Raw genomic sequence first — 14,539 nt, 5'->3', positions numbered from 1 at the left:
GGACGCTACCGACCGGCCCGCCGCTCGGCGGCATCCACGGTGTTCGACATGAGCATGGCCCGGGTCATGGGACCGACCCCACCGATGCGGGGCGACAACCACCCGGCGACCTCGGCCACCTCGTCGGCGACGTCGGAGAGCAGCTTGCGCCCCTCGAAGCTCACTCCGGCGGCGACGACGACCGCCCCGGGCTTGACCATCTCCGCGGTGATCAGCCCCGGCGAGCCGGCGGCGGCGACGAGGATGTCGGCCTGGCGGGTGTACGCGGCGACGTCGGCGATGCCGGTGTGGACCACGGTCACCGCCGCGTTGGCGTTGGGTCGCTTCAGGGAGAGCAGGTTGGCGAGCGGCCGGCCGATCGTGAGCCCCCGGCCCACGATCACCACGTGGCGCCCGGCGATCGGGATCTCGTAGTGCTCGAGCAGCCGCTGGATGCCCGCCGGGGTGCACGCAAGCGGGGCGTCGATGCCCTGCACCAGCTTGCCGAGGTTGACCGGGTGCAGGCCGTCAGCGTCCTTGGCGGGGTCAACCTCCAGCAGGATGGCCTCGTAGTCGAGGTGAGGCGGGAACGGGTACTGGACGATGAAGGCGTCGACCTCGGGATTGGCGTTGAACTGGCGCACCGCCGTGAGTACTTCGTCGTGGGTGGCGCCGGCACCGAGATGCACCTCGAAGGAGGCCATGCCGAGCGCTTGGGAGTCGCGGTGCTTCATGGCCACGTAGTTGGCCGAGGGTGGATCGTCACCCACGAGGATGGTGCCCAGCCCGGGCCGGATGCCTCGCTCGGCGAGCACCGCGATCCGCGCCGCGAGCTGTTCCTTGATGAGGGAGGCGACCAGCTCCCCGTCGAGCGTCCGTGCCGTCATGCGATGGCGAACCTAGCGTTTGTCCCTTCGTCCCCCCAACCGGCCCCCTCCCCAACCAGCCCCCTCCCCAACCAGCCCCCTCCCCAACCAGCCCCCTCCCCAACTGGCATGTCAAACGCGTGCCAGAGAACGCGATCCACCTGCCAGTACACCCACCACCGCCAGCCTCCCCATCCAACCGGCATGTCAAACGCGTGCCAGAGCACGCGTTTGACATGCCAGTTCGCGAGGGCGAGGGCATGGGTGAGGGTGAGAGCGGACGCGATGGCAGGGGTGAGGGCGTGGGCGGAGAGGGGCGGGAGATCTCGGTGGGATGTCAGCGCCTGCTTCTGGCCCGCTCAGTGGCGGAAGTGGCGCTCGCCGGTGAACACCATCGCCAGACCGTGCTCGTCGGCGGCGGCGATGACCTCCTCGTCGCGGATCGACCCACCCGGCTGGACCACGCAGGCCGCGCCCGCCTCAACGGCGCCGTCGAGCCCGTCGGGGAACGGGAAGAAGGCGTCGCTGGCGTAGACGCCACCGGCAGCGCGACCCGCGGCCTTCTCGCACGCCAGGCGGCCCGCGTCCCGCCGGTTCTGCTGGCCGCAACCGATGCCCACTGCCTGGCCGTCCTTCACCAGCACGATGGCGTTGGAGGTCACCTTCGCCACCACCTGCCAGGCCAGCTCGAGATCCGCCCACTGCTCCGCGGTGGGCACCGCCTTGGTGACCACCTGCCACGCGGAGCGGTCGATGGTGACCCGATCGGGGGTCTGCACGAGGAAACCGCCGTCGATCTGCCGCAACCCCGTCGTGAGCGGCGACGGCGGGGCGGCCTCGAGGACCCGAAGGTTGCGCTTCTCGAGCAGGCGCACCAACGCGTTCCCCTCGAACCCCGGAGCGATGAGCACCTCGGTGAACACCGGCGCCAACGCCTCGGCCATCCCGGCGGTGACCGGGCGGTTCACCGCCACGATGCCCCCGAACGCCGACACCGGATCGCACTCGTGCGCACGCCGGTAGGCCGTCGTGATGTCGTCGGCGACCGCGACCCCGCACGGGTTGGCGTGCTTGATCACCACCGCCGCCGGACGATCCCCGAGCGAGTACACCAGCCGCCATGCAGCATCCGCGTCGAACACGTTGAGGTACGACATCTCCTTGCCGCCGTGCTGTACCGCCGTGTCCCACCACCCCGACGCTCCTCGCGTCGTGTAGCGAGCACCGATCTGGTGGGGGTTCTCCCCGTAGCGCAGCACCGCCCGCCGCTCGATGGTCAGCTCGATCCGCTCGGGCAGCTCGTCCGGCGCAGTCGATGGCCCTGCCCCTTCGACCTGCTCTTCCAGCCATCGCACGATCTGCGCGTCATACGCCGCGGTCACCCGGAAGGCGTCGAGCGCCAACCGGCGGCGGGTCGCCTCGGACAGGGAACCGGTGCTGCGCAGGTCAGCGAGTACCAGCTCGTACTGCGAGGGGTCGGTGACGACCCCGACGTGAGCGTGGTTCTTCGCCGCCGCCCGGACCATCGCCGGCCCTCCGATGTCGATCAGCTCGATGGACGGGTCCGACGAGAACGGATAGAGGTTCACCACGACCAGGTCGATGGGCTCGATGCCGTAGCGCTCCAGGTCGGCGCGGTGCTCAGGGTTGCTGCGATCGGCGAGGATGCCGCCGTGGACCTTCGGGTGCAGGGTCACGACCCGGTGACCGAGGATGGCGGGCACCCCCGTGAGATCCGCGACATCGGTGACCGGCAGACCGGCCTCGGCGATCGCCCTCGCCGTTCCCCCGCTCGAGATCAGCTCGCAGCCCGCGTCGTGCAAGGCACGGGCGACATCAACGATACCGGTCTTGTCGTAGACGGACAGCAGAGCCCTCACTGCACCGAACCCCTCTCGAGGATCTCCTTGACGGTCTGGACGTAGAGCCGCCGCTCGACGGCCTTGATGCGCTCGTGCAACGTGGCCTCCGTGTCGCCAGGCTCCACCGGCACCGCTTCCTGGGCCAGGATGGGGCCGGCGTCGACTTCCGCAGTGGCCACGTGCACCGTGCAGCCGGTCACCTTCACCCCGGCCTCGAGTGCGTCGCGTACCGCATGCCAACCCTTGAAAGCCGGCAGCAACGCGGGGTGGGTGTTCAGGATGCGCCCGTCGAAGACCTCGAACATCGCCGGCGCGAGGATGGTGCCGAACCCGGCCATGACGACCAGGTCCGTGTCGTACTTGTCGAGCACGTCGAGGATTTGGCGGGTGTAGGCGTCGCGGTCGAAGTCCGCGCCGTAGCTCGACCGCTCGACGAACTCCCACGGCACACTGTGGCGCTCGGCCACCTCGGTGGCCCCGCACGGCCGGTCGACCACCACCACCTCCACCGGGATCCCGGCGTCGAGCATGGCGTCGAGGATCGTCCCGCTTCCCGAGGCCAGCACCGCGACCCGCATCGAGATGCACGCTACCAGCGCGACGCGAGCAGCCATCCTGATCGGCGCCGCCGCTCATGCACCACGGTCCCGATCCCGCCGATGCCTGCGCCGAGCGCCGCCGAGCCAATGGTCAGGCCCAGCCGTGCTCCCGCACGATCCCGACCATGAGCTCACCCGCCTCGGTCGGGTTCCGACCGACCTTGGCGCCAGCGGCCTCCAGCGCCTCGATCTTCGCCTGAGCGGTGCCCTTGCCACCCGACACGATGGCCCCGGCGTGGCCCATCTTCTTCCCGGGTGGCGCGGTGACGCCCGCGATGTAGGACACGACCGGCTTGGTCATCTTGGCCCGGATGAACTCGGCGGCTTCCTCCTCGGCCGACCCGCCGATCTCGCCGATCATCATCACCGCTTTGGTGTCGGGGTCGGCCTCGAAGCGCTCGAGACAGTCGATGAAGCTGGTGCCGGGTACGGGGTCACCACCGATGCCCACACAGGTCGTGACCCCGATGTCCTGCAGCTTCAGCTCGTAGAGGGCCTGGTAGGTGAGCGTGCCCGACCGGCTGACGATGCCCACCGGCCCGCCCGGCTTGGCGATGTGCCCTGCGGTGATGCCGATGTTGCACTTCCCCGGGCTGATGATGCCTGGGCAGTTGGGACCGAGCAGGGCGACGTTCGGGAAGTCGCGCTTGAGCTTGTTGTAGAACCACGCTTCGTCGTGCGCGGGCACGCCCTCGGTGATGCAGACGATGAACTCCACTCCGCCCTCGGCGGCTTCGATCACCGCATCGCGGACCCCTGGCGCGGGGATGAAGATGCACGACGCGTTGGCTCCCGTCTCGGCTACCGCATCCGCCACCGAGGCGAAGATGGGGATGCCTTCGACATCGGTGCCGGCCTTCTTCGGGTTCGTCCCCGCGACCACCTGCGTGCCGTAGTCGCGATTGAGCAGGCCGTAGTAGCGACCCTGGCTACCGGTGAGGCCTTGGTAGACGACCTTGGTGTTCTCGTCGACGAAGATGCTCACGAGGGTGTACCTCCGGCCAGCGCGACGGCGGTGCGCGCCGCCTCCAGCATCGTGGGCTGCATCTGCAGCTTGTCGGACAGGTGCGGTTCGAGGATCTGGCGACCCTGGTCGGCGTTGGTGCCGTCGAGGCGGATCACGATCGGCGCGGTGATGTCGACCCGCGACAGGGCCTCCACGATGCCGTTGGCCACCTCCTCGCCCCGGGTGATCCCACCGAAGATGTTGATGAAGATGGACTTGACGCGTGGATCGTTGTTGATGATCTCGAGCGCTCCGGCCATCACGTCGGCGTTGGCACCCCCGCCGATGTCGAGGAAGTTCGCCGGCTCGCCACCCACCTGGTTCACCACGTCGAGCGTGCTCATGGCCAGGCCGGCGCCGTTGGCGATGATGCCGACGTAGCCGTCGAGGCCGACGTACTGCAGCCCCTTGTCGTGAGCGGCCTGCTCCCGCTCGTCGCGGACCTGGGTCAGCTCGTAGTCCCCCCACTGGTGGCGGAACGCGGCGTTGTTGTCGAGCGTCACCTTGGCGTCCAGGGCGTGGACCGAACCGTCGGGCTTCAGGATGAGCGGGTTGATCTCGACCAGGTCCGCGTCACCCTCGGTGTAGGCCCGGTAGAGCTTGAGGAGGATGTCGACGGCGCCGTCCTCGGCCGCGGGGTTCAACCGTGCCTGTTTGACCCAGGCCCGGCAGGTGGGCTCGTCCAGGCCCTCCACGGGGTCGATCCACACCTTGGCGATGGCGTCGGGGTCCTTCGCCGCCACAGCCTCGATCTCGACGCCGCCTTGGGCGGAGAGCATGCCCAGGTGCTTCTTGGCCGAGCGGTCGAGGGTGAAGCTGGCGTAGTACTCCTCGGCGATGTCGGACGCGTGCTCGATCCACAGGATCCGGACGATGTGCCCCTTGATGTCCATGCCGAGGATGTTCTGCGCGTGCGTGCGCACCTCGTCCTCGCTGCTGGCGAGCTTCACCCCACCCGCCTTGCCCCGACCCCCGACGTGCACCTGGGCCTTGACGACCACCGGGTAGCCCACGGCTTCGGCAGCGGCCACCGCACCCTCGACGGAATCGACCGCACGCCCCTCGGACACCGGGATGCCGAAGCCGGCGAAGAACTGCTTGCCCTGGAATTCGAGAAGGTCCACGGCCCGACAACCTAGTCAGGTTGCAGACAAGCGGCCCAACCGGCTCTGACGCCGCATCAGCACCAGCGCAAGGCGCGCCCGCCCCCGAACCGGCAGCGGAATTGCACACCAGAGCACGCGTTCGACCGGCCAGAACGCGAGGAGCTGGTCAGCCGCGCTCGCGCTCGTCGAGGGCGGCCTCCAGCCAGGTGGTGATCCGGTCCAGCGGGGCACCAGGAGTGAAGACCTCCGCCACGCCCTGCGCCTTGAGCGCGGCGACGTCGTCGGGGGGCACGATGCCGCCGCCGAACACCAAAACGTCGTCGAGCCCGCGGGCGGCGAGCTCCTCGAGCACCCGAGGGAACAACGTCATGTGCGCACCCGAGAGCACCGACAACCCGACTGCGTCGGCATCCTCCTGACGAACGGCCTCGGCGATCTGCTCCGGGGTCTGGAACAGGCCCGTGTAGATCACCTCGAATCCCGCGTCACGGAGCGCGCGGGCGATGACCTTGATCCCCCGGTCGTGCCCGTCGAGGCCGGGCTTGGCCACGACGACTCGGAACCGGCGCTTCACGCACGGGATACTAGGAGGGTGAGCCCGGTGAAGCAGTCGGATGGGCGGAGCGTGGCCATGGCCGTGGGCGGCGTGTTGATCGCCCTCGTGGGCTTGGGCCTGCTCCTCGCGTTCGTCTTCGCGCTCCAGCGGGGAACCGAGTCCGGCAAGGTGGAGGTCCAGCTCGGATCGCGGACCTTCGACGCCGGATCAGCCGAGCAACGTGCCGCCTCGATCGCCCGAGAAGGTCCGATCCTGCTGCCCGACCCGGCGAGTGGCCAGCGCGACATCTACCTGCAGCACCTCGGCGACGACGCCCAGGACGGGTGGCTGGCCTTCGACGCCCGCGAGATCGACGCCACCCGCGAGTGCACGCTGCGCTGGGACGCGGCGCGAGGGCTCTTCGAGGACCCCTGTGACGGGTCGACGGTGCCTGCGGACGGTGAGGGCCTGCGTCATTACCCGGTGGTCGTCGACGACGCCGGCAAGCTGGTCATCGACCTCAACCGCGCCCCGGAGACGGGAGATGACACCGCGCCGTAGGCGGGCACACCGTCAGGCGAACAGCTCCAGCAGCTCGCGCTTGTGCACCTTGTTCGTACCGGTGCGAGGCAGCTGCTCCACTGCGACGAAACGCTTCGGCACCTTGTAGTCGGCCAACCGCTCCCCGAGCCACGCGCCGAGGTCGAGCGAGTCCAGGGTGACACCGGGCTCGAGTCGCACCGCGGCGACCGGGATCTCCCCGAGCTTCTCGTCGGGCAACCCCATCACCGCCGCCTCCAGGACGGACGGGTGCGCCTCGAGGGCCTTCTGCACCTCCAGCGCGTACACCGAGAAGCCGCCGTGTTTGATCACGTCCTTCTTGCGGCCGACGAACAGCACGGTGCCGAACGGGCCTCTGCGGGCCAGGTCACCGGTTCGCAGCCAGCCATCGTCGGTGACGACCGCTGCGCTGGCCTCCGGCGCGCTCCAGTACCCACGGATGACCCCCGGGCCCCGCACCCACAGCTCGCCCACCCCGCCCGGTCCCACGTCGTGTCCGTCGTCGTCCACCACTCGCATCTGGTAGCCGGGCAGGGCGAACCCCACGGACTCGCCGAGGCCGACGTCGAGCAGCGGAGGCGACACCTTGGCCGCCACGCCCCCCGCGGTCTCCACCATGCCGTAGCCCTCAGCGAAGATCGCCTCACCGACCGGACCGACGAACGGGATGGTCGCGCTCGCTCCCAGCCGCTTGAACGTGCGGGCCAGATCGGATGGCATCACGTCGGCGCCCGAGCCCCACAGTCGCACCGAGCTGAGATCGCGCTCCTCGGCACCTGCTTCGAGCATCATCCGGTACATCGCCGGCACGCCGATGAACAACGTCGCCCGCCGGGTCTCGATGGCGTCGAGGACCTCGTCGGGACGGAAGTGGGGGATGCTGTACGTGGGGATGCCCGCGCAGGCGTAGGCCAGGAGCACGATGAAGCCCATGATGTGGGCGATCGGCAGGCTGAAGACCGCCTCGTCCCGGCGGAGCCATGCCGGCCAGGCGGCCGCCGCCACCACCGTGCCGATGAGCGCCCGGTGGGTGATCTCCGCCCCCTTGGGGGTACCGGTGGTTCCCGAGGTGTAGAAGAGCGCCGCCACCTCGCCGGGATCGACGGGCACCGCATCCCCCAGCGGGGCGGCACCGTCGACCTCACCGGCACCGTGCAGGATCAGCGACGCGCCCGAGTCCCGTACGACGTGGGCGACCTCCTCGGGGCGCATCTTGTGGTTGACCGGGACCGGGATGCCTCCTGCCCGGGCCACGGCCAGACAGAGCAGGAACGTCTCGTAGCTGTTGGAGGTGGCCAGCACCACCCGGTCCCCGACGTCGATGCGCCCCGCCACCCCGCCTGCCCACCGGTCCACACGCTTGGCCGCCTGCCGGTAGGTGACCCGGAGGCCGCCGTCGGCCTCCTCCACCAGGCGGCGGTCGCCGTGCAGCTCGGCCAACGAGCTCATGATCGTGCCGAGCGTCTCGTCACGCCGGATCACGAGCCGTGCCCGTTTGAACATCTTCATGCCGACCTCCGGCCCCAGCCCTTCGGGCATGATCACCGACGGGCCCTCGCGGCGCCAGTCGGGGCGACGACCGGATCGCCCGGCTCCACCTCAGAGCTTCTCGAGCGGTGCCCAGGCGAGCAGCAGGCGCCGCTCCCCCGCCTCCCGGAAGTGCACGACGGCCTCGGCCTTGTCGCCGCTGCCCTCGAGCCCGATGATCACCCCCTCGCCGAACTTGGCGTGCCGAACATCGTCCCCCACCCGCAGCCCGAGAGCGTCGGCGCCGCTCGGCTGGGGACCCCTCGGAGCCAGGGCGGCGTCGACCACCCGCTCCCGGTGCTCGCCCCACGACCGTGCCCCGCCCGCGCCACCCGCCCCGCGCCAGGCACCGCCGGGCGCACCGTACGAGTCGCCTGCGTAGCGCCGCGACGGCCGCCGACGCCCCTGCACCTGCTGGACGAGTGCCTCCGGGATCTCGTCGAGGAACCGGCTCGGTGGGTTGTACTGGGTGCCCCCGTAGAGCGTGCGGCTCCAGGCGTGGGTGAGGTAGAGGCGCTCCATCGCCCGGGTGATGCCCACGTAGCAGAGCCGGCGCTCCTCCTCGAGCTGGTCGGGCTCACCGATCGAGCGCAGATGCGGGAACACGCCGTCTTCCAGCCCGATGAGGAACACGACCGGGTACTCGAGCCCCTTGGCCGAGTGCAGGGTCATGAGCACCACCGACGAGTCGTCGTCGTCGAGCTCGTCGGTGTCGGCCACCAGGCTGATCTGCTCGAGGAACTCGTCGACCGACTCGAACTCCCGTGCCGCGCCCACCAGCTCAGCCAGGTTCTCCAACCGGCCCTCGGCCTCGATGGAATGCTCGGCCTCCAGCTCCGCGACGTAACCGGAACGGGTGACCGCCGCCTCCAGGAGTGGCCCGGGACCCTGGGGGACCATCTCGGCGAGGTCGTCGACGAGCGCCAGGAAGGCCTCGATGCCCCTGCCCGCTCGTCCGCTGACCCCGGCATCGGCGGCCCGGCGGAGCGCGTCGATGAACGGCAACCCCCGGGCGTTCGCCCACACGTCGAGGCGGGCCACCGTGCTCTCGCCCACCCCTCGCTTCGGGGTGTTCAGCACCCGCTTGATGCTGACCTCGTCGAGTGGGTTCACCGCCGCCCGCAGGTACGCCAGCGCGTCCTTGACCTCCCTGCGATCGTAGAACCGCGTGCCGCCCACCACCTTGTAGGGGATGCCGACCCGCATGAGGTGCTCCTCGACGACCCGGCTCTGCGCGTTCGTGCGGTAGAAGACCGCTAGGTCACCCCAGCGGTACTGGCCACCGTCGTGGAGATGGGCCATCTGGTGGGCGATCCACTGCGCCTCATCGGTCTCGTCATCGGCGTGGTAGCGCACGATGGGCTCCCCGGAGCCGGCTTCGGTCCACAGCTCCTTCGGTTTGCGCCCGAAGTTGTTGGCGATGATCGCGTTCGCCGCGTCGAGGATGGTCTGGGTCGAGCGGTAGTTCTGCTCGAGCACGATCACCGTGGCATCCGGGAAGGCGTCCTCGAACGCCAGGATGTTGCGGATGTCGGCTCCTCGCCACCGGTAGATGGACTGATCCGAGTCGCCGACCACGAAGACATTGCGGTGTTCGGCCGCGAGCTGCAGTACCAGCTCGTTCTGCACCCGGTTGGTGTCCTGGTACTCGTCGACGAGCACGTGGGAGAACCGGCGACGGTAGTGATCGAGCACGTCCGGGTGCTCCCGGAACAGCCGAGCCGTGGCACCGAGCAGGTCGTCGAAATCCATGGCCCCGGCCCGCTGCAGCCGGCTCTGGTACTCGCGGTAGATGTCGGCGATCTTGCGTTCGAAGATCACCCGGGCCTGCTCCGCGTACTCGTCGACGTCGATGCCGTCGTTCTTGGCCGCACTGATCGTCGCCTGGACCGACCGGGGCGGGAACCGCTTCGTGTCGAGCCCCAGGTCACGGATCACGTAGCCCACCAGGCGCACCGAGTCCGCCTGGTCGTAGATGGTGAACGACGACGGGAACCCGATGAGGCCGGCTTCGCGGCGCAGGATCCGCACACAGGCGGAGTGGAAGGTCGACACCCACATCTTCTCCGCCACGGGGCCGACGAGGCTGCCGACCCGCTGGCGCATCTCGTCAGCGGCCTTGTTGGTGAAGGTGATGGCCAGGATCTCGAACGGGGAGACCCCCCGGTCGCGGATCAGGTGCGCGATGCGGTGGGTGAGCACCCGGGTCTTGCCCGACCCCGCCCCGGCGATGACCAGCAGCGGCCCGTCGCCGTGCGTGACCGCCTCGCGCTGCACCGGGTTGAGCCCCTCCAGCAGATCGGGGCGGCTCGGACCACGGGGCTCGTCTTCGGCAGGGGTGGTGTCGGCGGGGACGATGTCGGCCATGCCCCGACCACCCTACCGGCGCCTGCTGACAGGGTCGGGGGCGCTCGCGGCCTTGTGGGTCGCCACTCGCCGACGCACCTCAGCCGTGGCCGAGGAGCTGGCGCCGGAACAGGTCCAGCACCTGTTCGAGGGCGTCGCGGGTGGGATGGCCGGGCTCGTCGACCAGGTGCTCCGTGAGCACCGAGTGCGCATGCTTCGGGATGCCCCAGGGGTTGCCGGGGGAGGAGTCGATCTCGACCCCCACGAAGCCGTCGCCCAGCTCCCGCCGGAGCGTCTCGAAACGCTCCCGCGGCGCGAGCTTGTCGCACGAGAACCGCAGACCCAGCACCGGGGTGCCCGCCGCGACCCGCGCCTTCACCGCCTCCAGCTCCCCGTCCGACACGCCGAGGGCCGCTCGTCCCTTCCTGGTGAACGCGATCGGCAGGGACGGCTGGCTCAGCACCGGGGCGATCACCTCCGCACCGGCCATCATCCCCAGCGCGAACCCCCCGGTGAAGCACATGCCCACCGCACCCACCCCGGGGCCGCCGCACTCGGCGTACGCGTGGTGAGCGAGAGCTCGCAACCAGTCGCTCACGGGTGTACGGGCCCGGGTGGCGAAGGCCCGGAACTCCCGGGAGATGCACCCCGGCACGATGGCCCGCGCGTAGGTGGCCGGGCTCGGATCGGCCCCCGGGACGCCGAAGAGCTGCGGCATCATCACCGTGCAGCCGATCGCCGCCACCCGGCGGGCGAAGGCGGCGACCTTCGGGGTGATGCCCGGCATCTCGGCCATCACGATGACCGCCGGCCCCTCCCCCTGGCGGTACACGTATCGGGTCTTGCCGGCGTGGGAGAACGTCGTTCGCGTGAAGTCCTGCAGGGGATCGGGCATCGCCGCACGCTAGCGAGGTGATCCGGGCGGCGCGCCGAACGGCAGCGTCGGACTCACTCCCACTCGATGGTGCCCGGTGGCTTCGACGTGATGTCGTAGGCCACCCGGTTCACGCCGGGCACCTCGTTGATGATCCGGCTGGAGAGCCGCTCGAGCAGGTCGTAGGGGAGCCGGGCCCAGTCGGCGGTCATGGCATCCTCGCTGGTGACGGCCCGGATGATGATCGGGTGGGCGTAGGTGCGCTCATCGCCCATCACGCCGACACTGCGGATGTCGGGCAGCACCGCGAAGGCCTGCCAGATGTCCCGTTCGAGGTCGGCCTTGCGGATCTCCTCCCGGACGATCGCGTCGGCCTGCTGGAGGATGGCGACCTTCTCCGGAGTGACCTCACCGATGATGCGCACCCCCAGCCCGGGACCGGGGAATGGCTGGCGCCAGACGATCTCCTCCGGCAAGCCCAGCTCCTCGCCGACCCGGCGAACCTCGTCCTTGAACAGGTTGCGCAGCGGCTCGACCAGCTCGAACTCCATGTCCTCGGGGAGGCCACCGACGTTGTGGTGGCTCTTGATCCGGGCGGCCTCGCTGGTACCGGACTCGATGACGTCCGGGTACAGCGTGCCCTGTACCAGGAAGCGGGCGTCCTCGATGCCCCCCGACGCGTCCTCGAACACCCGGATGAACAACTCGCCGATGGCCTTGCGCTTCTCCTCCGGGTCGGTCACCCCGGCCAGCCGCTCGAAGAAGCGGTCGGCAGCCCGCACGTGGATCAGCTCCATGCCCTGGTGGCGCTGGAAGGTCTCCACGACCTGGTCGCCCTCGCCTTGGCGCATCAGCCCGGTGTCGACGAACACGCAGGTGAGCTGATGCCCGATGGCCTTGTGGACCAGCGCGGCCGCCACGGCCGAGTCCACCCCTCCCGACAGCCCGCAGATGGCCCGCCCCGAGCCGACCTGCTCGCGGATCGCCTCCACGGAGGTCTCGATGATCGAGGACATGGTCCACGTGGGCAGGGCGTCGCAGGCGTCGTAGAGGAAATGCTTGAGGATGTCCTGCCCGTGCGGGGTGTGGACCACCTCCGGGTGGAACTGCACGCCATAGACCCCGCGGTCGGCGTCCTCGAACGCTGCGGCAGGCACCGCGGCGGTCATGGCCGTGGTCTCGAAGCCGGGCGGCGCCTGGGTGATCGAGTCGAAGTGGCTCATCCAGACCTGCTGGCGCGCCGGCTGGCCGCCGAACAGCACGCCCTCGTTGAGCACCTCGAGGTCGGTCTTGCCGTATTCCCCCCGACCGGTGTCGGCCACCTCGCCGCCGAGCTGCAGCGCGATGAGCTGAGCGCCATAGCAGATGCCGAGGATCGGCACGCCGAGGTCGTAGACCGCCGGGTCGATCCGCGGGGCACCCTCGACGTGGACCGACTTCGGCCCGCCGCTGAAGATCACGCCTGCGGGCTGGCGGGCAGCGAGCTCCTGCGCCGAGATGGTGTGGGGGACGATCTCGCTGTAGACGTGCGCTTCGCGCACCCGGCGGGCGATGAGCTGTGCGTACTGGGCGCCGAAGTCGACGACGAGGACGGTGTCGAAGTGCTGCTCGCTCACCTGGTGTCCATCAGTGGCCCATGCCCACGTGCTGGGCTCGCTGCAGCGACTTGCCCTCGGTCTGCAGCGCCGGGGCCACCATCACCTCGGCCTTCTGGAACTCCTTGACCGACTCGTACCCGCAGGTGGCCATCGAGGTACGGAGCCCGCCGAAGAGGTTCATCCGGCCGTCGTTCTCGTGCGCGGGACCGACCAGGATCTCCTTCAGCGTGCCTCTGATCTCGGTCTTCACCCGGGCACCACGAGGAAGGGTGGGATGGAAGGTGGCCATGCCCCAGTGGTAGCCCCGCCCTGGTGCCTCCTCGGCAGCGGCGAGCGGCGAGCCGATCATCACGGCGTCGGCCCCGCAGACGATGGCCTTGGCGATGTCACCACCGGTGGCCATGCCTCCGTCGGCGATCACGTGCACGTACACGCCCGTCTCGTCGAGGTGGCGCATCCTCGCCGCCCGGGCGTCCGCGATGGCGGTGGCCTGAGGGACGCCGATGCCCAACACCCCGCGGGTCGTGCACGCGTGGCCGGGACCGACACCGACCAGGATCCCCGCCGCGCCGGTGCGCATCAGGTGGAGCGCGGCCTGGTAGCTGGCGCAGCCGCCGACGATCACCGGCATGTCGAGCTCGCGCACGAACTTCTTCAGGTTGAGCGGCTCTTGGGTCTTGGAGACGTGCTCGGCGGAGACCACCGTGCCCTGGATGACCAGCAGGTCGAGCTCCGCCTCGATGAGGTACTTGGCGAACGCCTCGGTGCGCTGGGGAGTGACCGACGCGCACGACACCACCCCGGCGTCTTTGATCTGGCGGATGCGCTCACCGATCAGCTCGTGGCGGATCGGCGCGGCGTAGATCTCCTGCATCCGCCGGGTGGCCTTCTCGGCCGGTAGCGAGGCGATCTCCTCCAAGTAGGGTTCGGGATCCTCGTAGCGGGTCCACAGGCCCTCGAGGTTGAGCACCCCCACGCCTCCGAGCCGACCGATCTCGATCGCCGTGGCGGGGCTCACCACCCCATCCATGGCGGAGGCCATGAGCGGCAGGTCGAAGGTGAACGCGTCGATCTCCCAGCTGATGTCGACGTCCTCGGGATCGCGGGTTCGCCGGCTGGGCACGATCGCGATGTCGTCGAACCCGTACGCCCGCCGACCTGACTTGCCGATGCCGATCTCGACCTCAGCCACTTGGCAGCCCCTTCAGTTCCGTCGCCGGGCTCCGATGCCCGGGCCCTGCGCCTCCAGCCCGCTGAAACGACCAGTCTACCCCGAGCCTCAGGAACCCCCGGTGAGCGTCTTGAGCACCTGCTTCGCCACCGCCACGTTCATCTGGTACACGGCGCTGCGACCCTTCTCGCTGACCTGGCGGAGCACGCTGCCGCCGCTGAGCGCCTCCATCGTGTCCAGCCCCTCCACGAGGGCCCGGGAGGTCGCATCGGTTGCCTTGTAGCCCATCGCGGTGAGCGACTTCACCAGCTCGTTCTGGGCCACCGGCTTCGGCGCGGCTGCGGCGATGATCCGCAGCGCGTCCTTGGTCAGCTCGGCGCCCTGGGTGATGGCCTGGCTGACGGAGATCGTGCCGTCGTCACCGGCCTCGAGCGAGGCGAGCCAGCGCTTGACCTGCGCGACCAGCTCCTGCTGGGTGTCGGCCTCGAAGATCAGCTTCGGCATGACGG

The 14,539-nt window shown here is 69.8% G+C and carries 13 protein-coding genes; 1 reads left to right on the top strand and 12 read right to left on the bottom strand.

What is annotated here, in order from left to right:
• Positions 1 to 5: 5 nt before the first annotated feature.
• The 6 genes from HZF19_RS00365 to HZF19_RS00340 form a co-directional block, all read right to left on the bottom strand.
• Positions 6 to 866 carry a bifunctional 5,10-methylenetetrahydrofolate dehydrogenase/5,10-methenyltetrahydrofolate cyclohydrolase gene (locus tag HZF19_RS00365; RefSeq protein ID WP_208026736.1) on the bottom strand — a complete coding sequence of 287 codons (861 nt, stop codon included), beginning with the start codon at positions 864 to 866 and terminating at the stop codon, positions 6 to 8.
• Positions 867 to 1,204: 338 nt separating this feature from the next.
• A complete protein-coding gene (gene purH / locus HZF19_RS00360) occupies positions 1,205 to 2,725 on the bottom strand; it encodes a bifunctional phosphoribosylaminoimidazolecarboxamide formyltransferase/IMP cyclohydrolase (protein WP_208026735.1) in 1,521 nt (506 codons plus the stop codon).
• Positions 2,722 to 3,285 (bottom strand): phosphoribosylglycinamide formyltransferase, encoded by a 564-nt coding sequence (gene purN, locus HZF19_RS00355; RefSeq protein ID WP_208026734.1) that lies wholly within the window; start codon positions 3,283 to 3,285, stop codon positions 2,722 to 2,724. Before purN ends, purH begins: the two co-directional genes overlap by 4 nt.
• 112 nt (positions 3,286 to 3,397) lie before the next feature.
• On the bottom strand, positions 3,398 to 4,291 hold the full coding sequence (gene sucD / locus HZF19_RS00350; protein WP_208026733.1) for a succinate--CoA ligase subunit alpha: 894 nt from the start codon (positions 4,289 to 4,291) through the stop codon (positions 3,398 to 3,400).
• Complete coding sequence (gene sucC / locus HZF19_RS00345) at positions 4,288 to 5,436, bottom strand: ADP-forming succinate--CoA ligase subunit beta (RefSeq protein ID WP_208026732.1); 1,149 nt, start codon at positions 5,434 to 5,436, stop codon at positions 4,288 to 4,290. The genes sucD and sucC overlap by 4 nt, the downstream gene beginning before the upstream one ends.
• Before the next feature lie 148 nt (positions 5,437 to 5,584).
• Entirely contained in the window at positions 5,585 to 5,992 is a 408-nt protein-coding gene (locus HZF19_RS00340; RefSeq protein ID WP_208026731.1) for a cobalamin B12-binding domain-containing protein, read from the bottom strand.
• A gap of 27 nt (positions 5,993 to 6,019) precedes the next feature.
• Between HZF19_RS00340 and HZF19_RS00335 the strand changes: the two genes are divergently transcribed.
• A complete protein-coding gene (locus HZF19_RS00335; RefSeq protein WP_208026730.1) occupies positions 6,020 to 6,514 on the top strand; it encodes a hypothetical protein in 495 nt (164 codons plus the stop codon).
• A gap of 12 nt (positions 6,515 to 6,526) precedes the next feature.
• Here the strand turns inward: HZF19_RS00335 and HZF19_RS00330 are convergent, their stop codons facing one another.
• The 6 genes from HZF19_RS00330 to HZF19_RS00305 form a co-directional block, all read right to left on the bottom strand.
• Positions 6,527 to 8,053, bottom strand: a complete 1,527-nt coding sequence (locus tag HZF19_RS00330; protein ID WP_208026729.1) for a class I adenylate-forming enzyme family protein — start codon at positions 8,051 to 8,053, stop codon at positions 6,527 to 6,529.
• Between the two features lie 60 nt (positions 8,054 to 8,113).
• Positions 8,114 to 10,408, bottom strand: a complete 2,295-nt coding sequence (gene pcrA, locus HZF19_RS00325; protein WP_208026728.1) for a DNA helicase PcrA — start codon at positions 10,406 to 10,408, stop codon at positions 8,114 to 8,116.
• Between the two features lie 79 nt (positions 10,409 to 10,487).
• Positions 10,488 to 11,282 (bottom strand): dienelactone hydrolase family protein, encoded by a 795-nt coding sequence (locus tag HZF19_RS00320; RefSeq protein WP_208026727.1) that lies wholly within the window; start codon positions 11,280 to 11,282, stop codon positions 10,488 to 10,490.
• A gap of 53 nt (positions 11,283 to 11,335) precedes the next feature.
• The gene (gene guaA, locus HZF19_RS00315) at positions 11,336 to 12,877 is read right to left on the bottom strand and encodes a glutamine-hydrolyzing GMP synthase (protein WP_208026726.1); all 1,542 of its coding nucleotides are present in this window, start codon (positions 12,875 to 12,877) and stop codon (positions 11,336 to 11,338) included.
• Between the two features lie 10 nt (positions 12,878 to 12,887).
• Positions 12,888 to 14,051, bottom strand: a complete 1,164-nt coding sequence (locus HZF19_RS00310) for a GuaB3 family IMP dehydrogenase-related protein (RefSeq protein ID WP_208026725.1) — start codon at positions 14,049 to 14,051, stop codon at positions 12,888 to 12,890.
• An 87-nt stretch (positions 14,052 to 14,138) separates the two neighbouring features.
• Entirely contained in the window at positions 14,139 to 14,534 is a 396-nt protein-coding gene (locus tag HZF19_RS00305; protein ID WP_208026724.1) for a hypothetical protein, read from the bottom strand.
• Between the last annotated feature and the right edge of the window lie 5 nt (positions 14,535 to 14,539).

The sequence above is a fragment of the Rhabdothermincola sediminis genome (assembly GCF_014805525.1).
In the GTDB taxonomy this organism is placed as follows: Bacteria; Actinomycetota; Acidimicrobiia; order Acidimicrobiales; family Acidimicrobilacustridaceae; genus Rhabdothermincola; species Rhabdothermincola sediminis.
The sequence above is the reverse complement of the archived record's forward strand: the minus strand, read 5'-3'. Positions and strand labels throughout refer to the sequence as shown.

What these genes read in the sequence shown, in the direction of transcription:
- HZF19_RS00320 (WP_208026727.1), bottom strand. Translation starts at nt 11,282, where the DNA reads ATGCCCGATCCCCTGCAGGACTTCACGCGAACGACGTTCTCCCACGCC.
- pcrA (WP_208026728.1), bottom strand. Translation starts at nt 10,408, where the DNA reads ATGGCCGACATCGTCCCCGCCGACACCACCCCTGCCGAAGACGAGCCC.
- HZF19_RS00330 (WP_208026729.1), bottom strand. Translation starts at nt 8,053, where the DNA reads ATGCCCGAAGGGCTGGGGCCGGAGGTCGGCATGAAGATGTTCAAACGG.
- HZF19_RS00365 (WP_208026736.1), bottom strand. Translation starts at nt 866, where the DNA reads ATGACGGCACGGACGCTCGACGGGGAGCTGGTCGCCTCCCTCATCAAG.
- purN (WP_208026734.1), bottom strand. Translation starts at nt 3,285, where the DNA reads ATGCGGGTCGCGGTGCTGGCCTCGGGAAGCGGGACGATCCTCGACGCC.
- HZF19_RS00305 (WP_208026724.1), bottom strand. Translation starts at nt 14,534, where the DNA reads ATGCCGAAGCTGATCTTCGAGGCCGACACCCAGCAGGAGCTGGTCGCG.